This is a genomic window from Polaromonas sp. P4_F4, assembly GCF_056401355.1.
Map to the genome: position 1 here is coordinate 132,824 of NZ_JBFUJO010000006.1, position 23,969 is coordinate 156,792.

General features: G+C 62.8%; 19 protein-coding genes. 14 read left to right on the top strand and 5 right to left on the bottom strand.

Annotated elements, in window-relative coordinates:
- Positions 1–61: 61 nt before the first annotated feature.
- The gene (locus AC1DUR_RS08955) at positions 62–1,327 is read right to left on the bottom strand and encodes a branched-chain amino acid ABC transporter substrate-binding protein (protein ID WP_477718548.1); all 1,266 of its coding nucleotides are present in this window, start codon (positions 1,325–1,327) and stop codon (positions 62–64) included.
- 131 nt (positions 1,328–1,458) lie between these two features.
- Between AC1DUR_RS08955 and AC1DUR_RS08960 the strand changes: the two genes are divergently transcribed.
- Positions 1,459–1,860 carry an Hsp20/alpha crystallin family protein gene (locus tag AC1DUR_RS08960; protein WP_477718549.1) on the top strand — a complete coding sequence of 134 codons (402 nt, stop codon included), beginning with the start codon at positions 1,459–1,461 and terminating at the stop codon, positions 1,858–1,860.
- Positions 1,861–1,995: 135 nt separating this feature from the next.
- Here the strand turns inward: AC1DUR_RS08960 and tsaD are convergent, their stop codons facing one another.
- Complete coding sequence (gene tsaD / locus AC1DUR_RS08965; RefSeq protein WP_477718550.1) at positions 1,996–3,039, bottom strand: tRNA (adenosine(37)-N6)-threonylcarbamoyltransferase complex transferase subunit TsaD; 1,044 nt, start codon at positions 3,037–3,039, stop codon at positions 1,996–1,998.
- 107 nt (positions 3,040–3,146) lie between these two features.
- Between tsaD and AC1DUR_RS08970 the strand changes: the two genes are divergently transcribed.
- From AC1DUR_RS08970 to AC1DUR_RS09010, 9 genes are all read left to right on the top strand, one after another.
- The gene (locus tag AC1DUR_RS08970) at positions 3,147–3,779 is read left to right on the top strand and encodes an ANTAR domain-containing response regulator (RefSeq protein WP_477718551.1); all 633 of its coding nucleotides are present in this window, start codon (positions 3,147–3,149) and stop codon (positions 3,777–3,779) included.
- Between the two features lie 440 nt (positions 3,780–4,219).
- Positions 4,220–7,102: an adenosylcobalamin-dependent ribonucleoside-diphosphate reductase gene (locus AC1DUR_RS08975; RefSeq protein WP_477718552.1), complete on the top strand. Its 2,883-nt coding sequence runs from the start codon at positions 4,220–4,222 to the stop codon at positions 7,100–7,102.
- A 436-nt stretch (positions 7,103–7,538) separates the two neighbouring features.
- The gene (locus tag AC1DUR_RS08980; RefSeq protein WP_477718553.1) at positions 7,539–8,783 is read left to right on the top strand and encodes a CmpA/NrtA family ABC transporter substrate-binding protein; all 1,245 of its coding nucleotides are present in this window, start codon (positions 7,539–7,541) and stop codon (positions 8,781–8,783) included.
- Positions 8,784–8,830: 47 nt separating this feature from the next.
- Positions 8,831–9,805: a nitrate ABC transporter permease gene (ntrB, locus tag AC1DUR_RS08985; protein WP_477718554.1), complete on the top strand. Its 975-nt coding sequence runs from the start codon at positions 8,831–8,833 to the stop codon at positions 9,803–9,805.
- Between the two features lie 90 nt (positions 9,806–9,895).
- Positions 9,896–10,708 carry an ABC transporter ATP-binding protein gene (locus AC1DUR_RS08990; protein WP_477718555.1) on the top strand — a complete coding sequence of 271 codons (813 nt, stop codon included), beginning with the start codon at positions 9,896–9,898 and terminating at the stop codon, positions 10,706–10,708.
- A 176-nt stretch (positions 10,709–10,884) separates the two neighbouring features.
- A complete protein-coding gene (locus AC1DUR_RS08995) occupies positions 10,885–12,900 on the top strand; it encodes an ATP-binding protein (protein ID WP_477718556.1) in 2,016 nt (671 codons plus the stop codon).
- Between the two features lie 227 nt (positions 12,901–13,127).
- Positions 13,128–13,499 (top strand): response regulator, encoded by a 372-nt coding sequence (locus AC1DUR_RS09000; protein ID WP_477718557.1) that lies wholly within the window; start codon positions 13,128–13,130, stop codon positions 13,497–13,499.
- A 10-nt stretch (positions 13,500–13,509) separates the two neighbouring features.
- Positions 13,510–13,968, top strand: coding sequence for a chemotaxis protein CheX (locus tag AC1DUR_RS09005; protein WP_477718558.1), 459 nt, complete (start codon positions 13,510–13,512; stop codon positions 13,966–13,968).
- A 230-nt stretch (positions 13,969–14,198) separates the two neighbouring features.
- Positions 14,199–15,413 carry an MFS transporter gene (locus tag AC1DUR_RS09010; RefSeq protein WP_477718559.1) on the top strand — a complete coding sequence of 405 codons (1,215 nt, stop codon included), beginning with the start codon at positions 14,199–14,201 and terminating at the stop codon, positions 15,411–15,413.
- A gap of 539 nt (positions 15,414–15,952) precedes the next feature.
- Here AC1DUR_RS09010 and gntR read toward each other — a convergent pair.
- On the bottom strand, positions 15,953–16,978 hold the full coding sequence (gntR, locus tag AC1DUR_RS09015) for an HTH-type transcriptional regulator GntR (RefSeq protein WP_477718560.1): 1,026 nt from the start codon (positions 16,976–16,978) through the stop codon (positions 15,953–15,955).
- Positions 16,979–17,153: 175 nt separating this feature from the next.
- Here gntR and AC1DUR_RS09020 point away from each other — a divergent pair, with 175 nt between their 5' ends.
- The 4 genes from AC1DUR_RS09020 to AC1DUR_RS09035 all read left to right on the top strand — a co-directional run bounded on the left by AC1DUR_RS09020 (position 17,154) and on the right by AC1DUR_RS09035 (position 20,525).
- Positions 17,154–17,660: a gluconokinase gene (locus AC1DUR_RS09020; protein ID WP_477718561.1), complete on the top strand. Its 507-nt coding sequence runs from the start codon at positions 17,154–17,156 to the stop codon at positions 17,658–17,660.
- Complete coding sequence (locus AC1DUR_RS09025; RefSeq protein WP_477718562.1) at positions 17,657–18,157, top strand: TRAP transporter small permease; 501 nt, start codon at positions 17,657–17,659, stop codon at positions 18,155–18,157. The genes AC1DUR_RS09020 and AC1DUR_RS09025 overlap by 4 nt, the downstream gene beginning before the upstream one ends.
- A 5-nt stretch (positions 18,158–18,162) precedes the next feature.
- Complete coding sequence (locus AC1DUR_RS09030; protein ID WP_477718563.1) at positions 18,163–19,455, top strand: TRAP transporter large permease; 1,293 nt, start codon at positions 18,163–18,165, stop codon at positions 19,453–19,455.
- A gap of 74 nt (positions 19,456–19,529) precedes the next feature.
- Complete coding sequence (locus tag AC1DUR_RS09035) at positions 19,530–20,525, top strand: TRAP transporter substrate-binding protein (RefSeq protein WP_477718628.1); 996 nt, start codon at positions 19,530–19,532, stop codon at positions 20,523–20,525.
- A gap of 152 nt (positions 20,526–20,677) precedes the next feature.
- Here AC1DUR_RS09035 and AC1DUR_RS09040 read toward each other — a convergent pair whose 3' ends face one another.
- The gene (locus AC1DUR_RS09040) at positions 20,678–22,462 is read right to left on the bottom strand and encodes a bifunctional protein-serine/threonine kinase/phosphatase (RefSeq protein ID WP_477718564.1); all 1,785 of its coding nucleotides are present in this window, start codon (positions 22,460–22,462) and stop codon (positions 20,678–20,680) included.
- Positions 22,463–22,522: 60 nt separating this feature from the next.
- Complete coding sequence (locus AC1DUR_RS09045) at positions 22,523–23,815, bottom strand: type IV pili methyl-accepting chemotaxis transducer N-terminal domain-containing protein (RefSeq protein WP_477718565.1); 1,293 nt, start codon at positions 23,813–23,815, stop codon at positions 22,523–22,525.
- Between the last annotated feature and the right edge of the window lie 154 nt (positions 23,816–23,969).

A 23,969-nucleotide genomic window follows, 5' to 3' on the forward strand; every position in this document is an offset into this window, starting at 1 on the left:
CAGGTGCAATGGATGGACCTGTTATGGACCTGTTGCGCTAACTCACGGGATAAGGGATAACTCAGGGCCGCACCATCCGGCAGCTGTGCGGCTGCTCGGCCCGCTCGGGCGCGATGGTCTTGATGACGCGAAAACCATAGCCCGACCCTTCAACATCAAATTTCACGCCGGGCGCGCCCTGCTTGCCCATCATCGCCACCAGCAGGGGCTGCTGGAACTGGTGGTCGGCCGCACGCATCGCGCCCTTGTGACCTGAAACAGCCACGGCAGCCCGCTCAAGCTGCGCGGCCACGGCGCCCGACTCCGTCGAGCCGGCCCTTTCAACACCTTGCGCAAAAGCCTCCATCATCAGCTGCATGCGCATGTGCACATAGTCATCCTGCGGCTTCGGAAAGCGCTGGCGAAACGCCTGGTAGAACGCTTCGGACGCATTGCCGGGTTCATTGGGAAACCAGTCCGCCACCGCAATCACCTTTCCCACGCCCGCATCGCCCAGCGCCGCCGGTACGCCCAGCGCATTGCCATAGAAGGTGTAGAACTTGCCCTCATAACCCACTTCCTTCGCGGCCTTGATCAGCAGCGTCAGGTCATTGCCCCAGTTGCCGGTGAGCACCGCCTGCGCGCCGCTGGCCTTGATTTTCACAGCGTACGGAATGAAGTCCTTCACGCGCCCCAGCGCATGCAGCTCGTCCCCGACGATCTGCACATCGGGACGCTGCGCGCCCAACTGTTTGCGGGCCTCACGCAACACCGCCTGGCCAAAGCTGTAGTCCTGGCCGATCAGGTAGACGCTTTTCACCGCCCTGTCATCCTTGAGCACATCCATCAGGGCCGCCATGCGCATGTCGGCGTGGGCATCGAAACGAAAATGCCAGTAGCTGCACTTTTCGTTCGTCAGGATAGGGTCGACCGCCGAATAGTTCAGGAACAGCACGCGCTTGCCCGGCTCACGCTCGTTGTGCTTGTTGATGGCATCGATCAGCACCGCCGCAATGGCCGATGAATTGCCCTGCGCGATCACCGTCACACCATCATCGATGGCCGAACGCAGGGCCGCCAGGGCTTCCTCGTTCTGCCCCTTGTTGTCATAGCGCTCGACCGCCAGGCTGCGCGCACCGCCGGGCAGCTTGACGCCACCGCGCGCATTGACACGCTCCGTGGCCCAGACCAGGTTGCGAAAGACCGCTTCACCGGTATTGGCGAATGGCCCGGACAGGCTCTCGATGAGCGCGATCCGCACCGGCGGCTGGGCGACGGACTGCGCCTGGGCGGCCAGAGCAGCGCCCAGACATAGGGCCAGTGCGACGCGTTTCAAGAGTTTTTGCATGAATAAATACATCCCGGTTTTTCGCTTGAATAAATCGTCTGTACACCTAATTGATGTGCATGCGGCAATCATGGTGAACGCCGCGCAGTGTAAGGGGAAAACCTCCCCACCCATCGACCAAAGGAACCCGCATGTTTTACTCCGTTGCCCCCCGTCCCGCCCGCAGCTTCCAGCGCAGCTACCCGCCCGTTGTCAGCAATGGCGCACTGGAAAAATTCCTCAATGACACCTTCTTGTCGCTGTCTGACACGGGTGCGGCCAGGTCCGCCACCGTGGAAGACCTGGAGAAAAGCTATACGCTGCAGCTCGACGTTCCGGGCCTGGCCAAAGAACAGCTGGACATTGGCATTGAAGGCGATGTGGTGCGCGTGGCGAGCAAGGCTGAGGCCGTCCGCAGCGTCAAGGCAGCCTGGCGCTTTCCCCTTGAAATTGACGTCGCCAACAGCAGCGCAAAACTTGAAAACGGCGTGCTGACGCTGACGCTGGGCAAAAAAATCCCTGTCAGCAACGTCACCCACCTCGACATACAGTAATCCCTGATCAGGGCCGAGTATCCGCTGGAATGTTCGCCGGCGGTCCCCACGAGGGGCGGGAAGTTATACCAGCCAGGGCCGCGGAACCGGCTTTGCCGGGCCGCAGGCGCAGCGGCCCCCTCTGGGGGCAGGGAGCTACGCGGAGCGAGCGACCGTGGGGGTCAAACTCCAGCGCGGTTTCACGTCAAAGGTGTAGCCACGCTGCAGCGTTTCCAGGCCGGCCTGCAGGCGCATGCCGGCGGCGAGCGCAATCATTGCGCCGTTGTCCGTGCACAGGTGCAGCTCCGGGTAATGCACGCGGATGCCGCGTTGCTGGCAGGCCGCATTCAGCTGGCTGCGCAGCAGGGCATTGGCACCCACACCGCCCGCGACGACGAGTCGCTTCAGGCCGGTTTGCGCCATGGCGGCCAGCGATTTTTTGACCAGCACCTCCACAATGGCAGCCTGGGTGGCCGCGGCCAGATCCGCTTTGCGGTTTTCCAGCTCAGGCCCCAGTTTTTTGGCTTGGGTCAGCACCGCGGTTTTCAGCCCCGCGAACGAAAAATCGAGGTCTCCGCTGTGCAACAGGGGCCGGGGCAATTTGAAGGCGGTGCCATCGCCTTGCCGTGCCAGGTCAGCCAGATGCGGCCCGCCGGGGTAAGGCAAACCCATCAGCTTGGCCGACTTGTCAAAGGCCTCGCCCGCCGCGTCATCAATGGTTTCTCCCAGCAGCTCGTAGCTGCCGACACGGTCCACCCGCATCAGCTGGGTGTGCCCGCCGGAAACCAGCAGGGCCACAAACGGAAACACCGGCGGGTCGGCGCTCAGGAAAGGCGACAGCAAATGCCCCTCCAGATGGTGCACGCCCATCACCGGCTTGCCCAGCGCAGCCGCCAGCGAACAGGCCACACCGGCGCCCACCAGCAACGCGCCGGCCAGCCCCGGCCCGCGCGTGTAGGCCACCACATCCACCTGCGCCAGCGTCCACCCGGCTTCGTCCATGACCTGGCGCGTCAAGGGCAGGACCCGCTGGATGTGATCACGGCTGGCCAGTTCCGGCACCACGCCGCCATACGCCTGGTGCATCTGGATCTGGCTGTACAGGGCATGCGATAGCAGGCGCGGCACATCGCTGCCGGCGGCATCCACCAGCGCCACACCCGTTTCGTCACAACTCGATTCAATTCCAAGGACTAGCATCGTCCCAAGTGTAAGGTTTGAGCTTCTCCCCGGCTTGGGAGAGCATCCGGCGGCAGAAACCGGCACGGGCAGCCCCAAACTGGCGCGAATCTTGCACGTTACGGCGCATGTCATCGCCCCAATCCCTGCGTCTTGTTGTGATTGCGCCGGATTTGTCCACATCCGACGCAGCAGATGAGGCCGCCCTGGCGCTGATCGAACGCTCTCGCCAGTTGCGTATTGGCTTGCTCGAAAACGGTTACAACATCGTGGCGGTGCTACCGGCAGACACCTTTCTCGAGGAGCGGCTGGCCCAGCTGCAGCCCGACATGATCATTGTGGACGCCGAGAGCGAGGCCCGCGATTCGCTGGAACATGTGGTCATGGCCACCCGCGACGAGCGGCGCCCTATCGTGCTGTTCACCAACGACAACGACACCACGCATGTGAAGGATGCGGTGGCTGCCGGCGTGTCTGCCTATATCGTGGCGGGCCTCTCACCCGACCGGATACGCCCCATTCTGGACGTCGCCATGGCGCGGTTTGAATACGAACAGAAACTCAGGCGCGAGTTGGCACATGCCAAAACCGAACTGCACGACCGCAAGATCATCGACCGGGCCAAGGGAATGTTGATGCAGCGCCAGGGTCTTTCCGAGCAGGTGGCCTATGAAAAACTGCGCAAGGCCGCCATGGACAAAGGTCTGCGCCTTGGTGAAGTGGCGCAGCGCATGCTCGACGCGGCCGACCTGCTCGGTTGAACTGGCCCGCAGCCGAAATGGTGCGCTGCACAAATGTGGTGCGCAACACACCAAATCCCGAGATCGCCCGGCTTGCCGGGTGGGCAGGCGATTGACTCATCGGGCAATGGCACCAGCATTCAGCCGGACTCACGCCCAATAGCCCGGTAGCCCACTAACCCAACGGCAATAGCCCTGCGGGGCTGCGTATCCAGGCCACGGCTGCTTTGGCCCTGCTTTGGCTCTGCTTTGGCTCTGATTTCATGCGCATACCTTTCATACGCATATCTCACGCATATCCCGCTTGCTGTGCGGCGGGGGTGTTGCCCTTCATCCTTGAGACCGCCCTTGAAGTAGAACGGCGATCCTGCAAAAATTGGTTTCCCCAGGTTTGTGCTGAATCAAACTGACCGGCATATCCCACCCGTACGATGCGTCAAGCCATTCACCGGAACCGCCTCATGCCAGACCAGCTAGCCAAACCTGCCCCCGCCGTCCATGCCCTCCCCCCTCAGGACATCAGCGAAGAGATTCTGCTGGAGAAATATGGCAAGGGAACGGAGAAAAGCATCCTGGATGTCACCCAGCGCGTGGCGCGCGCCCTGGCGCAGGCTGAAGCGCCGGAGCTGCGCCAGCAGTGGGAAGGCCGCTTCCTTCAAGCCTTGCAGCAGGGCTTCCTGCCGGCCGGACGCATCCAGTCCGCTGCGGGGACGGACCTGTCGGCCACGCTGATCAACTGCTTTGTGCAGCCGGTCGGGGACTCCATCTCGCAGACGGAAGACGGCCACCCCGGCATCTATACCGCCCTCACGGAGGCGGCGGAAACCATGCGCCGCGGCGGTGGCGTCGGCTACGACTTTTCGCGCATCCGCCCGCGCGGCGCCTGGGTCGGCAGCACCCAGAGCAGTGCTTCAGGGCCGGTCAGCTACATGCGGGTGTTTGACCGCTCGTGCGAGACGGTCGAATCCGCCGGTTCCAGGCGTGGCGCACAAATGGGCGTGTTGCGCTGCGACCATCCCGACATCGAAGAGTTCATCCACGCCAAGGATGACGGCGACCTGCGCAACTTCAACATTTCGGTGGGGGTCACCGACGCCTTCATGGAGGCCGTTGTCGCCGATGCAGAGGTCTCACTGGTTCATCGAGCCCAGCCCGGCGTGGAGCAGAAAGCCGCAGGGGCGTTTCAGGGCCCCGACAACGGGCTGTGGGTCTACCGCAAACTCAGGGCGCGGGATCTATGGGACCAGATCATGCGTTCGACCTATGACCATGCGGAGCCAGGTGTCCTGTTTCTCGATCACATCAACCACGACAACAACCTGTCGTATTGCGAGACGATTTCCAGCACCAATCCCTGCGCCGAGCAGCCGCTGCCGCCCTACGGATGCTGCTGCCTGGGCTCGATCGACCTGACCCGTTTTGTGCTGGATCCCTTTGATGAAAAAGCCCGCTTCGACGAGGCCGCGTTTACCGAGATGGCCCGCGTGGCGGTTCGCATGCTCGACAACGTGCTGGACGTCACGGTCTGGCCCTTGCCGCAGCAACAGGAAGAGGCGCGCAACAAGCGCCGCGTCGGCCTGGGCTTCACCGGGCTGGGCGATGCGCTGGTCATGCTCAACCTGCGCTATGACACGCCCGAGGCCCGCGACATGGCGCGGCACATCGCCGAAGTCATGCGCGATGCGGCCTACGACGCCTCGGTGGAACTGGCGCGCGAACGCGGCGCCTTCCCGCTGTTCAATGCCGACCTGTACCTGAGCGGCCAGCGCTTTGCCTCACGTTTACCGCAGCCGCTCAAGGAGCGCATCCGCGCGCATGGGCTGCGCAACTCGCACCTACTGTCCATCGCGCCCACCGGCACCATCAGCCTGGCGTTTGCGGACAACGCCAGCAACGGCATCGAGCCCGCCTTCAGCTGGCGCTACACCCGCAAGAAACGCATGCCCGACGGCAGCCTCAAGGAATACGCGGTGGAAGACCACGCCTGGCGGCTTTACCGCCATTTGCGCGGCGACGACGCTGCGCTGACCCCGGCCTTCGTGACGGCACTGGAGATGAGCGCGCAGGCCCATGAAGCCATGGTGGCGGCCGTCGCACCCTACATCGACACGGCGATTTCAAAAACCGTCAATGTGCCGGCCGACTACCCCTACGCAGACTTCCAGAACCTCTACCTCGAAGCCTGGCAGTCCGGCCTGAAGGGGCTGGCCACCTACCGGCCCAATGCCGTGCTGGGTTCGGTGCTCAGCGTCGGCCCCACGGCCGCTCCGCTGCAGATCAACGATGCCAACCGGCGTCTGGCGCTGGAGCGCCTGCCCGCGCCTGTGCTCTCGTCCCTGCGCTGGCCGGGCCGGCCCGAGTTGCCGGGGGGCAATCCGGCCTGGACTTTCATGGTGCACCACCCCTTCGGCGACTTTGCGCTGTTCGTCGGCGAACTCGCACCTGAGGGTGGCGGCGCGTCGCAGCCCTTTGAAGTCTGGGTCAACGGTGCCGAACAGCCCCGTGGCCTGGGCGCAATGGCCAAGACGCTGTCGATGGATCTGCGCGCCAACGACCCGGCATGGCTGCAACTCAAGCTGGACGCGCTGGCTACGGTGGCCGAAGAACGCGCCTTCGAGATGCCGTTTCCACCGCACGGCGAACTGCGCCTGTTCCCGGGCGTTGTGGCGGCCACCGCAGCGGTCATCCGCTGGCGCTGCGACCAGCTCAAGTCCTTGCAGCCGGCCGTCAAGGCCGGCATCACGCCGGTCATGGACGCCATGTTCAGCCGCGAGGAGCCGAAAACCGGCCCCTCGGGCACGCTGGCCTGGGCGGTGGACATCGAGAACCCGGCCACCGGCGAAAACTTCACCCTCACGCTGAAAGAAGTGACCCTGCCGGGTCCGGACGGCAGCACCGTCACCCGGCCCTGTGCCGTGGGGTTTTCAGGCAACTACCCACGCGCGCTCGATGGCCTGGCACGCCTGCTGTCGCTGGACATGCGGGTGATTGATCCGGCATGGATCGGCATGAAGCTGCGCAAGCTGCTCAACTACGCCGAGCCGCTGGGTCACTTCATGGCTTTTGTGCCGGGCCTGCCACACGGCGAGCGACGCCAGCAGACCTGGCCCTCGACCGTAGCCTACATGGCACGCCTGATCATTCACCGCTATGCCATGCTTGGCATCCTCAATGAAGAAGGCTTTCCACTGCGGGAGATGGGCGTGCTCGAATCCCCCAGGAACGCGGAAGCGCCCGCCACGCTGGCCGGCAAGGCCTGCCCGGAATGCGGCAACCCGACCGTCATCAGGAAGGATGGCTGCGACTTCTGCACGGCATGCGGTTACGTGGGGCAATGCGGCTAGGGATCCTCCAGGCGGCCCCTGATGGACGCACCGACCCAACATCAAAACGGCCAGGGGATGCAGGCGCACCGCCAGGCCTGGCTCCGAAATGGTGCGCCGCACAAATACAGTGCGGAATCAAAAAAATCGTGAGCCGGTCTCGCATGCGGCCCACGACGCTATCAATTCAGTAGCTGGTTGCGCCCATTGGCAAATGGTCCAGGCGCCATCTCGCGTCTGTCGTGAGTCTATGTGAAGCACAAGAACCTGCTGGCACAGGTCTTGCATTGAACTCCCTATCGGGCATATCACTTCAACGGCGAAGTGGAATGTCCTCCCTGAACAAAGGCGTTCGCACCCTGCACTCACATCCATTGTGTTTGCCCGGGTCGAGCGCCTTTTTTGTTTTCCTCTTTTGTTTTTTGCTTTTTTGTTTTTCACTTCTGGAGTCAAAACCGTGACTGATCTGCTGAAATCCTCCCTGACACGCCGTACCGTCCTGCAGGCTGCCGCAGTGGGTGCCGTGGGCATCAACCCGGCCCTGCGTGCTGCCGTCTACGCCCAGGGCTCGGACGCCCCTGAAAAGAAGGAAGTGAAGATTGGCTTCATCCCGCTGACCGACTGCGCCTCGGTGGTCATGGCCTCGGTGCTCGGCATTGACCAGAAATACGGCGTAAAAATCATTCCCACCAAGGAAGCCAGCTGGGCCGGCGTGCGTGACAAGCTGGTCAACGGCGAGCTCGACTTCGCCCACGTGCTCTACGGCCTGATTTACGGCGTGCACATGGGCACCGCCGGCCCCAAGAAAGACATGGCCGTGCTGATGACCCTCAACAACAACGGCCAGGCGATCACGCTGTCCAAGAAACTGGCCGACAAGGGTGCCGTCGACGGCGCGGGTCTGGCCAAGCTGATGGCCAGCGAAAAACGCGAGTACACCTTCGCCCAGACCTTTCCGACCGGCACGCACGCCATGTGGCTGTATTACTGGCTCGCCGCCAACGGCATCAACCCGATGAAGGATGCCAAGGTCATCACCGTGCCGCCGCCGCAAATGGTGGCCAACATGCGCGTGGGCAACATGGACGGCTACTGCGTCGGCGAGCCCTGGGGGCACCGCGCCATCATTGACGGCATTGGCGTCACGGCTGTCACCACCCAGGACATCTGGAAAGACCACCCGGAAAAAGTGCTGGGCACCACCGGCGATTTCGTCAAGAAATACCCCAACACGGCACGCGCCGTCACCGCCGCCATCATCGAAGCCGGCAAGTGGATCGATGCCGGCCTGCAGAACAAGAACAAGATGGCCGAGACCGTGGCCGACAAGGCCTATGTCAACACCAGCGTGGACGCCATCAACCAGCGCATTTTGGGCCGCTACCAGAACGGCATGGGCAAGACCTGGGATGACCCGAACTACATGAAATTCTTCAACGACGGCGCGGTCACCTTCCCTTACCTCTCCGACGGCATGTGGTTCCTCACGCAACACAAGCGCTGGGGCCTGATCAAGGACCACCCCGACTACCTCGGCATTGCCAAACAGATCAACCAGATCGACATCTACAAGCAGGCCGCCACGGCGGCCAAAGTCAGCGTTCCGAAAGACGCGATGCGCACCAGCAAGTTGATCGACGGCACGGTATGGGACGGCAAGGATCCGAAAAAGTACGCCGATGGCTTCAAGGTCCACGCCTGAAATAGCCGCTGAGCATTCATCAATCTCCCACCAAAGGACGTGACACCATGGTCAGTGCCGTATTCCACAATCCGCTGGACGCCGCAGCGCCAGCCGCTCGAAGCAGCGAACGAAGCGCTGCACATCCGATAGCTGCCACCGCGCACAAACCCGGGGCGCCAGCCCACCATGACATGAAGAATCCAGCCCCGTCCGTCATCACGGCCCCAGCAGCCCCCGCCACAGCCCGGCAGCCATGGGACTCGTCATTTCTCTGGCTCGCCATCCTGCCACCCCTGCTGGGCATGGGCCTGCTGGTGTTGGTGTGGGAGCTGGTCTCCGTGGGCACTGGCGCCAGCATTCCCTCGCCCAGGGACACCTTCACGCAGGCGGTGCAGGTGTTCAGCGACCCCTTCTACAACAAGGGGCCGAATGACCAGGGCGTGGGCTGGAACGTGCTGTCATCGCTCAAGCGCGTGGCCATGGGCTTCGGCATGGCGGCCATCGTCGGCATTCCGGTCGGTTTCATGATCGGCCGCTTCGACTTTTTGAGCCGCATGTTCAACCCGCTGATCAGCCTGCTGCGCCCGGTATCGCCGCTGGCCTGGCTGCCGATCGGCCTGCTGGTGTTCAAGGGCGCCAACCCGGCCGCCATCTGGACCATCTTCATCTGCTCGATCTGGCCCATGATCATCAACACCGCCGTAGGCGTGCAGCGCGTGCCGCAGGACTACATGAACGTGGCGCGGGTGCTCAACCTGTCCGAATGGAAGATCGTCAGCAAGATCCTCTTCCCCGCCGTGCTGCCCTACATGCTGACCGGTGTGCGCCTGGCCGTGGGCACCGCCTGGCTGGTCATCGTGGCAGCAGAAATGCTGACCGGCGGCGTCGGCATCGGCTTCTGGGTCTGGGACGAGTGGAACAACCTGAATGTCAAGAACATCATCATCGCGATTTTTGTGATCGGCATTGTGGGGCTGGTGCTGGAGTTTGCGCTGATCAAGCTCGCCACCGCCTTCACCTTCGAAGAAGTGAAGAACTGAAGAACTGAAGAACTGAAGAACTGAAGAACTGAAGAACTGAAGAACTGAAGAACTGAAACCTGAGACCCCCAACAACCGAGGATGACGACCATGAGCACATCTTTCACCACCAAGTACATCGAAATCCAGGGTGTCGAGCAGACCTTCAAGACCAAGAAGGGCCCGTTCCGCGCGCTGCAAAACATCAACCTCACGGTCGCCCGCGGTGAATTCGTCGCGTTGATTGGCCATTCGGGATGCGGCAAGTCCACCTTGCTCAACCTGATTGCCGGCCTGACCACCCCCACCCAGGGCAGCCTGCTGTGCGCCAACCGCGAAATTTCGGGGCCCGGTCCCGAGCGCGCCGTGGTGTTCCAGAACCATTCCCTGCTGCCCTGGCTCACCTGCTTTGAGAACGTCTACCTCGCCGTGGAACGCGTCTTTGCAGAAACCGAAAGCAAGGCGCAGCTCAAGGCCCGCACCGATGCGGCCCTGGCCATGGTGGGTTTGACCCCGGCCGCACAAAAGCGCCCCGGCGAAATCTCCGGCGGCATGAAGCAGCGTGTGGGCATTGCCCGCGCGCTGTCGATGGAACCCAAGGTTCTGCTGCTCGACGAGCCCTTCGGCGCCCTCGACGCGCTGACCCGCGCCAAGTTGCAGGACGAGCTGCTGGAGATCGTGGCCCGCACCCAAAGCACGGTGGTCATGGTGACGCACGACGTGGATGAAGCCGTGCTGCTCTCCGACCGCATCGTGATGATGACCAATGGCCCATCCGCCACCATTGGTGAAGTCCTGAGTGTCGAGCTGCCCAGGCCGCGCAACCGCGTGGCGCTGGCTGAAAGCGCGCAGTACCTGCAGTACCGCAAGGCCGTGATTGATTTTCTTTACACGCGCCAGGCTCATGTAGAGAAAGCTGCCTGAACAATGAGCTGAGTCGCTCCGCAAATTCCCGCCAAGAAGGATTTCCAATGTCTGCCGTATTACCTGCCCCAGGATCCAGGAAGGCCGCTGCCCTGCAGAGCCGGTCGCTCAGCACACAGCGAACGCGCTCCCGCGGCCTTGCTTCATTGGGGAAATACCGGGAAATCATCATTGCGGTGGCCCTATTTCTGCTGTTCGACCTGGGTGTTCTGGTCCTGAACTTCTACACCTCGTTCAAGATTGACCAGGACACCGTCGCCATCAACCTGTCAGGCCGCCAGCGTTATGTCTCGCAGCGCGTCGCACGGACCTTGCTGGAGCTTGACGCCATGCGCGTCGCGGGCATTGCCTACAAACCCGAGACGCTGAGCGAGCTGCGCGCCGGCACCAAGATCTTCCAGATCTCGCAGACCGCTTTTCGGGACGGCGGGACGGTTCCCGGCGGCGACGGCAAACCGGTCTACCTGGAACCCGTGGTGTCCAGCCGCGGGCGCGAGCTGGAAAGCAAGGTGGATGCGCTGTGGAAACCCTATTACGACCTGCTGCAACCTCTGCTCGCCAGCGACAATTTCACACCGCAAGAACTGGCCGCAGCGCTCGCCTACAGCCAGGCCAACAACATCAAGCTGCTGGGCATTGCCAATGACTTCGTCACTGAAACCCAGCAGATAGGCGGATCGCGCGCCAGCATTCTGCGCATGGTGCAAACCGGCGGCATCATCCTGGCCCTGCTCAACTTCGCCTTCATCCTGTTCAAGTTCCTGCGCCGCCTCAATACCTCGGACGCCGCCATCGAGGCCGCCAATGAGGAGAATCGCGAGATTCTTGTCAGCGTGCGCGAAGGCCTGTTCCTGCTCACGCCCGACAACCGCCTGGGCTCACAACTCTCCCGGTCGGCCCATGAATTGTTCGGCAGGTCACTGGTGCCTGGCCAGAACTTTTTTGAACTGCTGTCCACCCTGGTTTCAGAGAAGGCGCTCAACGACGCGCGGGACTATGTCCAGCTCCTGTTCTCGCCGCACGTCAAGGAACAGCTGGTCCAGGGCATCAACCCGCTGGCCGAGGTGGAACTCACGGTAAGGAACCGGCTGGGCCAGGACACCACCCGCTACCTGTCCTTTCACTTCAACCGGGTGCAGGAAGATGACACCGTTCACCACCTGCTGGTGACCGTACAGGACATCTCGGAGAAAGTGGAACTGCAGGCCCGGCTGGCCAGCGAGCGTCAGCGCTCGCAAAAAGAGCTGTCCATGATGCTCAAGGCCTTTGAAACCGATCCGGCCATGATGCGGGCGTTTGTCGAGCGGGCCGAAGCTTCGCTGCTGGAGGTGAACGACCTCTTGCGAAGCACCTCGTCCGCCGCTTCCGAAATACAGGTGCTCAAGGCCGTGGACGGTGCATACCGCCGCGTCCACGCCATCAAGGGCGATGCGGCATCCCTGGGCCTGGAGATTCTGGCCACGCTGGCCCACCAGTTCGAAAACGAACTGCAAAAACTCAAGGACAGCGGCGCCCCGACCGGCGACGCGCTGCTGGCCCTGCCCTTGCCGCTGGAGGACCTGCTGAACAAGGTCGCCTCGTTCAAGGCACTGGGCCGGAGAAAAACAGGCGGCGAGACCCGGTCGACGGAGGGCTCGACGCATGCCCTGAACGCTGCGCTGACGAAACTGGCCACCGATGTAGGCAACGACTGCGGCAAACGCATCAATGCCACCGTGCGCATGAGCAGTGCCCTGGACATGGCGGCCGACAAAGTCGACCTGGTGCGCGAAATCGCCATCCAGCTGGTGCGCAATGCCGTGGTGCACGGCGTCGAGGCACCCTCTACCCGGCTCGCGTCACAAAAGCCCGCTGAAGGGCAAATTGCGGTCAACCTCACCCGCGATGAAAGCAGCCAGTGGCTGCTCAGTGTTCGCGACGACGGCGCCGGCCTCAATGCAGCCCAGGTGCGCCAACGCCTGCTGGAGTTGAACTGGTACACCGCAGAGCAGTTGCAGGGTTTCAGCGACAAGCAGGTCATCGCGCACATCTTCAAGCCCGGGTTCTCCACCGCCCTGGCCACGTCCCGGCATGCCGGGCGCGGCGTGGGCCTGGACCTGGTGCAGGCGAATGTGCAGAGCCTGGGCGCACGTTTGCTGCTGTCGAGCACGCCGGGCCAGCACACCGAATTCAAGATCAGTTTTGCGGGCTAAAAATATGGCCCCCACGCTTTTCACTTCGTGTAATGCGCTGCCCCCCGAGGGGGCCGCTGCGCCTGCGGTCTGGCAAAGCCAGTCCCGCGGCCCCTGCTGGAGGGAAGAGCCCCCACGGTCGCTCACTGCGTGTAGCTCCCGAGGCCTTGCGGGCCGCGGCTCGCGAGACGCTTCGCCTCAGGGGAAACGTTTGCATTTCAAGAAAAAACACAAAAAGGAGCCGCACCATGCGATTGTTGATCGTTGATGATTCCAACATGATCCGGACCCGCATCTCGCGGGTGGTCCAGAATGGCGGCCTCAAGGGCGTCGTGCTGGCGGGCCTTGCCAAAAACGGCGTGGAGGCTGTGCGCATTGCCAAGGCCACGCACCCCGAGGTAGTCACCATGGACCTGACCATGCCCGAAATGGACGGCATCGAATGCATTCAGGCGCTGCTGAGATTTGATCCGAAGATCAACATTTTGGTGGTCAGTGCCCTGAGCGACAAATCAACCGCGATCCAGGCGCTCAAGCTGGGTGCGCGCGGCTTTGTTGCCAAACCTTTTACCGACGAAGAGCTGCAAATGGCATTGCTCGACGTTGCCGATGCCCGCTAAGGAGAGCTTTGTGGCCACGCTCAACGAAACCGACCTCAAACTGTTCATTGACTCCATCCGGCATTACCTGAAGGTCACCACCCGGCAAGAGCCCCAGATCACCTCGGCCTTTCTCGGGACGGGCGATGTTGAAGGCTTTGAATTCAACGGCCTCGTCACTTTTTCAGGCAGCCACAACGGCCATGTCATCGTCTCGATGCCGGCCAAACTGGTGCGCGAGATCTTGCTGCTGCAGCACGAGACCGACCTGAGCGACAGCAACCTGCTGGACGCTGTCGGCGAAATCGCCAACACCCTGGCCGGCAATGCCCGCAAGGCCCTGGGACCGGAACTTCAGATCTCGGTTCCCATCAAGCTGCAGGGCGTGCAAGGCATCAAGGCGAGGGTGCGCAAGCATCCGTATGTGATCACCCTGCGCTGGAGCCACTACGAGGCCCTGGTGTGCGTGGACATGGAGCGCAGGCACTGATCGGACGACACAGATAGCAGGAGCGGACAGCAGACAGACCGCCAAAACAGCGCCTGGACAAACAAACCGCCCTGCTACGGCATGGGCGCGCACGGTATTTGTGCGCCGCACCAAAATACCCCGGTTTTTCGGCCAGAATTGCGCCGCAACAGTGCACTTTCCATGCCCCAAGGTGGCATGATTTTCGCACTCATTCTGTGAATCAATCATCTTCATAGAAGGTTTGCACCATGCTGGGGTTTCGTAATTTTCTCAAGGCTGGCCACGGGCCAACGCTGGGCGCAGCGTTTTTCTACTTCGCGTTTTCGTGCTGCATCTGGGTCATGAACGGCGCCATGGCGCCCTTCATTTCAGAAACCTACGGCCTGTCGCCCACGCAAAAAGGCGTGATGCTGTCGATTCCTATTTTTGCCGGGGCCCTGATGCGCTTTCCGCTCGGCGTGCTGGCCCAGTACATCGGCCGAAAAAACGCCACGCTGGTCGAGATGGGCATGATCATGGTCGCGCTGCTGTTCGGCTATTTTTTGGTCGACTCCTATAACAGCCTGCTGGCCATGGGTGTGCTGCTCGGCATTGCCGGCGCCAGTTTTGGCGTGGCGCTCAGCCTGGGTTCTGGCTCTTTCCCGGCCCGCTACAAAGGCCTGGCCATGGGTCTGGTCGGTGCGGGCAACGTGGGCACGGCCGTCTCGGTGCTGGTAGCGCCCGCGCTGGCCCAGCGTTTCGGCTGGCAGTCGGTCTATGGCATTGCCGCGCTGGCCATGCTGCTGCCGATGGCCGCCATGATTTTGTTTGCTAAGGAGCCAGACGACGTTGACAGCCACGCCAGCCTGCGCGAACACGTGGCGTGCCTGTTCGAAAAAGACGGCTGGGCCTTCAGCCTGCTCTACGCCGTGACTTTCGGCGGCTTCATCGGCCTGGCGACCTTTCTGCCGTCCTACTACTACGACCAGTTCGGCGTGAGCAAGGTGCAGGCCGGCCAGTTGTCCATGCTCGCGGCCTTCATGGGCGCGGCGCTGCGCATTTTTGGCGGCTGGATTTCGGACCGCTGGGGTGGCGTTAATACCCTGAGTGTGGTGATGCTGACGATTGCCGTCACGCTGATTGCCTGCGGCCTGGCCACCTCCTCCCTGGTTGCCACCACACTGCTGCTGATGCTGTGCTTTGCGGCACTCGGCGCCGGCAACGGCGCGCTGTTCCAGCTGGTGCCGTTGCGCTGGCCGCTGGCTACTGCAGTCGCAGGGTCCATGATTGGCGAAATCGGCGCACTGGGCGGCGGCCTTGTTCCCAATGCCATGGGCCTGTCCAAACAATACACCACGACCTACATGTGGGGCTTCATATTTTTTGCCGTGCTGTCGCTGATCATGCTGGCGATGCTCCGCGTCATGCAGATCCGCTGGACCCGCACCTGGGCGGAAAAGGGTGGCCGCGCGCGAAGCGCGTGAGAGCGAAGCGATAAAAGGTGCCCAGCACCTTTTGCCATCCTTTCTGCGAGGCTAAAAGGGAGGTCGTGCGCGCGTCGTTCCGGCGTGACCCCGCTTTCGTCACAGGCAGTGTGGTGTTGCATGCTTGACGGCACCAATAAAACCGATGGATTTTTGTTCAGGGCAAGGCGCAAACCACAGCAATAGCCCCGCTATTGCGCGGATTTGCAACGCCGCCATGGACGAAAAGACGCGGTTTTAGGTGCCGGATAGCGTGCAACACCACACTAGATTCGCGACGCGGAGGGAAACCCGCGCAGCAAGTAGCCGAAGACAAAAAGGCGGTAGAGCGCGTAGCGCCTGAGCCGGGCACAAAACCTCTTGCTCTCTTGCGTGACTAGTACTTCGACACAGAGGTATCGGAACACAATGAAAGCGATGGATTCGGGCCCAGGCCTAGGCGCAAACCGCAGACATAGCCCTAGCTATGGCGAGGATTTGCAACGACGGCATGGGTTCGAAGGCGCGCTTTCATGTTTCGATATTTCAGGGTCGGAGTACTAGGTGCTACCGCGCACCACCAGTTCGTAGCCTACATTCACGCAGGGTTCCGCCACCGGATCACCATGCATGAGGGCCAGCAGCATGCCGGCAGCCGCCGTGCCGATTTCAGCGCGCGGCGTGCGAACCGTGGTGAGGGTCGGCAGCATCTGGTCGCTTCCGGTCAAGTCGTTGAACCCGGCAATAGCGACCCGCCCCGGCACTTCAATGCCCAGGCGCAAGGCGGCCAGCAAAGCGCCTTGCGCCAGGTCGTCATTGCAGAAGAACACCGCGTCCACCGCAGGCTGCTGCCCCATGATTTGCTCAAACATTTGCGCACCGAGTGCGAGTGAAGAAGGCGCCGGATTCAGCCATTCAAGCTGCGGCGCATAAAGACCTGCTGAGCCAAGCTCACGGCGCCAGCCCTCCAAGCGCTGCAGCGTCCGCGGGTCCAGCTGCGCGCCGGCAAACGCGATCCGCCGGCGACCTCTTTGCAGCAAATGGCGCGTCATCTCGGCACCGGCATCGGCCTGCGAGAAGCCGACGCAGTACAGGCCCGGCACACCGGCCGCGTCCATCAGGTGAACACAGGGAACGCCGCTCTGCAGGATCAGGGCGCGGGTGGCGTCGTTGCGCTCGAGTCCGGTCACCATGAGCCCGGCCGGGCGGTGCAGCAACTGCTCGCGCAACAAATGCTCTTCCTCGCTCGCATCGTAGTGCGTGATGCCAATCAGGGTCTGGAAGCCGGCGGGACGCAAGGTCCGCTGGACCGCTTCGAGCAGGTCGACGAACAGGGCGTTGGACAGCATCGGTATCAGCACCGCCACATGGGAGCTGTGGCGCGACGCCAGCGCCCGCGCCGCCGGGTCCGGCACATAGCCCAGCTTGCTGGCCGACGCCTGGACACGGGCCACCAGCTCGGGGTCGACCGCTCGCTCGCCCCGCAGGGCACGCGAAACCGTGATGGGACTCACGCCGGCTGCTTGCGCCACATCGGCGAGCGTCACGCGGCCAGTCGCACGGGGTCGTGCTGGGTGTGAGTTCATGGTTTAGGGTAACTACTGAGTTGGCAAATGATCATATTCGCATAGGATAGCGCTATCCAAACGTAAGCGAGCCATGGGAATTCCCTAACTGGAAGTGAAATTCTTCTGGGGGAGAAGTCCAAAATCGGCCGCTATTTTTTTAAACCCATTGGGATAGCGCTATCCAATTTTCAAAATGAGTGATTCCATCGTCATCATGGGTGTGGCCGGTTGCGGCAAGTCCAGCCTGGGACGGGCGGTTGCCCAACTCACCGGCCTGCAGCTGATTGAGGGAGATGACCACCACAGCTCCGAGAGCCTGGCCAAAATGAGCCAGGGCATCGCACTGACCGACGCGGACCGCGATGGCTGGCTGGGCAGGCTCAGTGCCGAGTTGCGGGCACATCCCGGCGGGCTGGTCCTCACCTGCTCGGCGCTCAAGCGCAGCTACCGCGAACGGCTGCGCCAAGCCGCCCCCGGGCTGCGGTTTGTTTACCTTGAGATCAGCCGTGCGCAGTCCCAGGCCCGCGTGCAAGCCCGCGCCGCGACGCATTTCTTTTCCACCAGCCTGGTCGACAGCCAGTTTGCCGCACTGGAGCCGCCCACCGGCGAGGTCGGCGTGCTGTCCGTCGATGCATTGGCCCCCATTTCACAACTGCAAGCCGAAGTCACCGCGTGGCTGGGCACCAAGGAGCAAGCATGAATCAGGAAGAACCGTCCGGCGTTTTCCGGCGGCTGAGCAACACCGCCATGGCCATTTGCCTGGGCGTGATGGCGGTTGCCGTCTTTGTCAACGTCGTTCTGCGCTATGGCTTCGGCAGCGGCGTCGCAGCCAGCGAAGAGCTTTCCCGCCTGCTGTTCGTCTGGATGGTTTTCATTGGCGCCACGGCCGCTTACCCGGCCGGCGAACACATGGCATTCACGTCGCTGGTCGGGGCCCTGCGCAACCGGCCCCGCCTGATGACAGGCATGACGCTGCTGATCCGGCTGCTGGTGCTGCTGGGCAGCGCCTTGCTGGCCTGGGGCGCGTGGCAACAGGTGGTTGTCGGCATGGACAGCCGTTCCGTGGTGCTGGGCTACCCGACGGCGCTGTTGCCCCTGCCGGCCTTTTTGTGCGCGACAGCCATCGGGCTGATGGCGTTCGTCGAACTGATTAAACGCACACCGCTGGACCTCGGTCACGGTGTGGAAGTGGAGTAAGCAGCATGAGCAACGAAGGCCTGGCATTCATTATTTTTTCCGCGGGCATGCTGCTGCTGATGGGCATCGGCATGAACATGGCCCTGGCGCTGGTGCTGACAGGCGCCGGCATGGCCTGGGTGCTCGGATTCTGGGACACGCAGCTGCTGGCGCAAAACCTGGTGGCCGGCGTGGACAGCTTTCCGCTGCTGGCGGTTCCGTTTTTCATCCTGGCCGGCGAGCTGATGAACTCGGGCGGCATCAGCCGCCGCATCATCGCCATGGCCCAGGCCTGGGTGGGCCACATCCGCGGCGGCCTCGGCTTTGTCGCCATTGGCGCTGCCGTGCTGATGGCCAGCATGAGCGGGTCGGCGCTGGCCGACACGGCCGCGCTGGCCACCATCCTGCTGCCCATGATGCGCCAGCAGGGCTACCCGATGCACACCTCCGCGGGCCTGCTTGCTTCGGGCGGCATCATCGCGCCCATCATCCCGCCGTCCATGCCCTTCGTGATTTACGGCGTTACCACCAACACGTCGATATCGGCGCTGTTTATCTCCGGCATCGTGCCGGGGCTGATCATGGGTGCGGGCCTCATCGTGGCCTGGAAGCTGGTGCTGCGCAAGATCGAGCTGCCTTCCGGTGAGCCCCTGTCCATGGCAGAGCGCCTGCGCGCCACCGCCAAGGCTTTCTGGGCCTTGCTGATGCCCCTCATCATCATCGGCGGCATGAAGTCGGGCATCTTCACGCCGACAGAAGCTGCCGTGGTGGCTGCTTTCTACGCGCTGGTGGTGGCCCTGTTTGTGCACCGCGAAATGAAACTCACCGAAGTGCATGGTGTGCTGGTTCGGGCGGCCAAGACCACCGCCATCGTGATGTTTCTGTGCGCCGGTGCGCAGGTCGCCAGCTACATGATCACGCTGGCCGACCTGCCCAGCGTGCTGGTGTCCTGGCTGGGCCCGCTGGTGCAGAGCCCCCGCTTGCTGATGGCCGTCATGATGGTCACGCTGGTCATCATCGGCACGGCGCTGGACCTGACGCCGACCATCCTGATCTTTGCGCCGGTCATGCTGCCGATCGCGGTCAAGGCCGGCATCGACCCGGTGTACTTCGGGCTGATGTTCATCCTCAACGGCGCCATCGGCCTGATCACGCCGCCGGTCGGCACCGTGCTCAACGTCGTGGCGGGCGTCGGCCGGCTGTCGATGCACCAGGTCATCAAGGGGGTCAACCCCTTCCTCGTCACCTACCTGCTGATCCTTTCCGTGTTCGTCATGTTCCCGCAGATCGTCACCGCACCCGTTGCGTGGATGCGCTGACCGCTTTCTCTGACCTCTTTCATTTTCACTTCCAAACCAAGGAGACTTCCGTGATTCATTTCCGCCGTACCCTGATGGCCCTTACCGCCGCAGCCGCGCTGACCGCGTCGTTTGCCGCCCTGTCGCAAGACATCAAACCCCGCCTGATCCGCTTCGGCTATGGCCTGAACGAGCAGAGCAACCAGGGCCGCGCCGCCAAGGTCTTTGCCGACCAGGTCGAAAAGGCCTCCGGCGGCAAGATGAAGGTGCGGGCCATCGGCGCGGCAGCGCTGGGCCCCGATACGCAGATGCAGCAAGCCCTGATTGGCGGCGCGCAGGAGATGATGGTGGGATCCACCGCCACGCTGGTGGGCATTACCAAGGAGATGGCGCTGTGGGACACGCCCTTCCTCTTCAGCAACGCGCGCGAGGCGGACCAGCTGCTGGACGGCCCGATTGGCGAGAAAGTCAAGGCCAAGCTGCAGGACAAGGGACTGGTCGGCCTGGTGTACTGGGAAAACGGATTTCGCAACCTGACCAACAGCAAGCGCCCGGTCAACAAGATGGAAGACCTCGATGGCATCAAGCTGCGGGTGATGCAGAACAACGTCTTTCTCACCAGCTTCAAGACGCTGGGCGCCAACGCCGTTCCCATGGCCTTCTCGGAGCTGTTCAGCGCACTGGAGACCAACACGGTGGATGGCCAGGAAAATCCTTACAACACCATCCTGTCGAGCAAGTTTTATGAGGTGCAGAAATACCTGACCGTGACCAATCACGTGTACAGCCCGTGGATAGTTCTGGTCAGCAAGAAATGGTGGGATCAGCTCTCGAAAGACGAGCAGAAGGTGCTGATGGACGCGGCCAAGGCCAGCCGCGACTTCGAGCGCAAGGACACCCGCCAGGAAGCCGCGCAAGCCGTGGCCGAACTCAAGGCCAAGGGCATGAAGGTCAACGAACTGTCCGACGGCGAAGCTTCGCGCATGCGCAACAAGCTGACCAAGGTCTACGCCCTGATCGGTGCGGATGTCGGCATGGAGACCTGGATCGAAACGCAGAACGAATTGATGAAAATCCGCAGCAAGAAGTAAGCGCCTGCATACCAGGGCCACGCTGAAGCTGAAGCAGGGTGGGAGGTGGAAAGCCGGATGGCCGGAAACTCCCCTACCCTCTGCCCTGTCCTTTTTCCGTGCTCACTTGCCGGGCTGTGGCGCCATGCAGCGCGCCACGCGGCCCGCCATGATTATTTCGGCAGGAACAGCAGCCAGTAAATCAGCAGCAGGTTCACCACCACACTGATCACCAGGCCGACCTTCAGCAGCGCAGCGGGATCCCGCTGGATCAGGCGGGATGCGGGCGGCGCCGTCAATGGCCGCGAGGCGCCCCGTTCCAGCGCCAGCAGCAGCTCCTCGGCCGTCTCGAAGCGTTGGCGCTTGTCGCGCGCCACGGCCTTCAACACCACATGGTCCAGCCAGATCGGTACCTCGGGGTTGTGGCGGCTTGGCGGAATCGGGTCGTGGTAGTAGCGCCCCGCCTGATAGGGCAGCACCTCGCCATACGGGAGCTTGCCGGTCAGCAGCTGGTACAGCGTCACGCCGAGCGCGAACAGGTCGCTTTGCGCATCAGGCAACTCTGCGGCCAGGTCGCTGCTGGCCCCGCCGGTCTTGACACCAAAACCCCACTGCTCGGGATTGATGTAGCTGGGCGTTCCGGCATGCAGCTGGCGCATGGCCTCGGGCTCGCGGCCCGTCAGGGCAACCCCCAGATCGAGCACGCGAAGAATTCCGTCCTCACCCTGGTGCAGGTTGGCGGGCTTGATGTCGCGGTGGATCACACTCTGGCGGTGCAGGCGGCCGAGGGCTTTCGCAGCCTGGGTGGCCACCGTCAGGACCTGCGGCAGGTTGAAGGCATGCTTGCGGTCGAGTTGCTGCTGAAGCGTTTCACCGGCATGCCAGTCGTAGAGCAGATAAAAGGCACTGGCTGCCTCGACGCCCGGCGGATGGTCATGCAGGTTGACAAGATGGTCGGCCGCGCGAGACGACTGCATGCGCTTGGCCAGCCAGGCTTCGTGGGCCAGCATGGCGCGCTCCTCGGGATCCTGCGCCCGTGCGGGGTGCAGCGTCTTGATGGCATAGAGTTTCTGGCTCGCGACATCCCGTACCTGGTAGAGCAGGTTGACGCCATTGTCTGCAACGAGGGCCGTCACGGACAGGCCATCCAGCACACTGCCTACCTTGAGCCGCCGCGGCACCGGCAAGGCCAGCGCCTGGCGGTTTTCATCCTGCAGGTTCGCATCGAGCAAGCCCAGCACGCGCACCACCAGGGCGGTGACGTTATCCGTCGTGCCTGCGGCCATCGCGGCATCAACCAGCTGCTGGCTGAGGGTTTTCGCGTCAACCCCGGTGTCTCCGGCATGCCCGGGAATGCTGGCGGGCAAAACCAGGGCATCGAGCCGCTTGCCCGACAGTACGTTGTGCACCCCATCAGACAGCAGCACGAAAATATCGCCCACCTGCAGGTCACCCTGGGAGTAGTCCACCACCAGGCGGTCTTCCGCACCCACACAACGCAGCAGCTGGTGCCGGAAGTCCGGGTGATCGACCACATGGTCGCTGGTCAGCTGCACCAGGTGCCCGGCACGCAGCAGGTAAGCGCGGGTGTCGCCGACATGGGCCAGCGAATACGACTGCCCCCGCAACACCACGGCCGTCAGGGTGGTCAGTCCGATCGCCGGATGCCTGCGCCGGTTCAGGCCCGCCAGCCAGGCGTTTTGCGCGCCAATGATCCGGTCCAGCGCCACCGTGGTGTCCCAGGTTTCAGGCGTGCCGTAGTAATCGCGTACCAGGCTGGTGACGGTGGTTTGCGCCGCCTCTTTGCCCATGCCGCCGGTGCTCACGCCGTCGGCAATCGCCACAATGGAACCCATTCCCTCCCGGCCGGGCTCCGGCAGCATGGCTGCGCAGAAATCCTCGTTGCTGTCTTTGCGGCCCGCAAGCGTTGCGAAGCCAATGTCCAGGTCAAATGCCATGCACCAACATAAGCAAGTCCCATGCCCGAATTTGGTGCACTGCAATATAAAACACGCCCGTTACCCCACCAGCATCTGCATGCTGCGCTCGTAATGCACCGACAGCTTCTCGAATGCATCCAGCAATTCCTCGCTGGCCACGGCCAGGCGCTCCAGGCGCGCCAGCAGTTCCGGGGCACCCTGCCCGACGGGTGCGGCGCCAGTCAGCATCTGCTCCCAGCACGCGGCGGCAGCGTCCAGCGAGGTGCGGATGTCCCCGCTGGTGAGGGGGATTTCGTTCAGGTATTTCAGCGCCTGCTCGAAGGCCACCCGGGACTCGGCCATGCCCTCGATGTAGCGCGACGTGGCGGCCCTGCCCCCCATCGCCTCGAGCAGGGCATATTTTGCGAAACGCTGGCTGAGCATGCGCTGGCGGCCTGCCAGGTTGAGGACCTGCAGCGGGGGCATGGCACCCGCATTTTCCAGGCTGCTGGTCAGCCGCTCGGCTTCCTGCAGCAGCTGCTCGGCGAGTTCGTCGAGCGGGCCCATGTGGCGAGCCTGCGGTTCGTCCTGCAATGCCTGCTTGAGCTGGCCCCACGTCTGGACGACCTGCCCCAATAAGTCCCCAAAGGTGGGCTGGGACAGGCTTTTGCCGAGGGCCGCAATATTTGCGTCAATGCGCAGAACGGACTCCTTCAGGTGCTCTTTGGCCTGCGCGACCTGCACCCCAGCCAATTGCTGCAAGGCCAGCTTGACCAGCCGCTGCGACAGCATGCGCAACTGTCCGGAACGGTTGACGTCTTCCGCAAAGCGGGCCGAATGGATGATCTGCTGCGACACCTGGCCCAGGCGCTGGTTGGTGTGCATGGAGGCGGTGCGCAGCATCTGGAACGCGTCGTCGTCCGACACCTGGCGCGCGCGCATCAGGATGCCCTTGGCACGGTCCACCACCTTACGCTCTTCCAGGCGGCGTGACACCTCAAACATCTCCGCCCGCAAGGCCTGCTCGCGGCTGAAGCGGGCCTGGGCCAGATGAATGAGCGAGCGCAGGCGCTGCTGGCCATAGCCATTGATGACATAGGCATGAACACCCGCAGCCAAGGCCCGCGTGAGCTTTTCGGCGTCGCCGTCACTGGTGAACACGATGACGGGACGCGGCGAGGTCTCCCCAATGACCTGCAGTGCCCTGAACAGCTCCTCATCCGGCATCGAGTCATGGCAAATCACCAGGTCTGGTGCGTGCCGCAGCACCTCCTGCACCAGTTTGCTGCGCTCCTCGATGCAGCCGAGAACCTGGATTCCGGCCGCCTCGAGGTCGGACGCCAGCGGATGCACGCCCGGCGGGCCGTTCAGATGTACCAATGCGGAAGTCATACGGAAGTCATAAAAATCAATGGGTTAAGAGGGAGTATGAGAGAAAAACGGCCTGTGCGACACCCCGCCGCGCGCCCTGAAGCCGCCCCCGCCGATGCCATGCAGCTTTCGGGCCGGGAATCTGGCACAGATTTTGCACTAACAATCGCGGGCG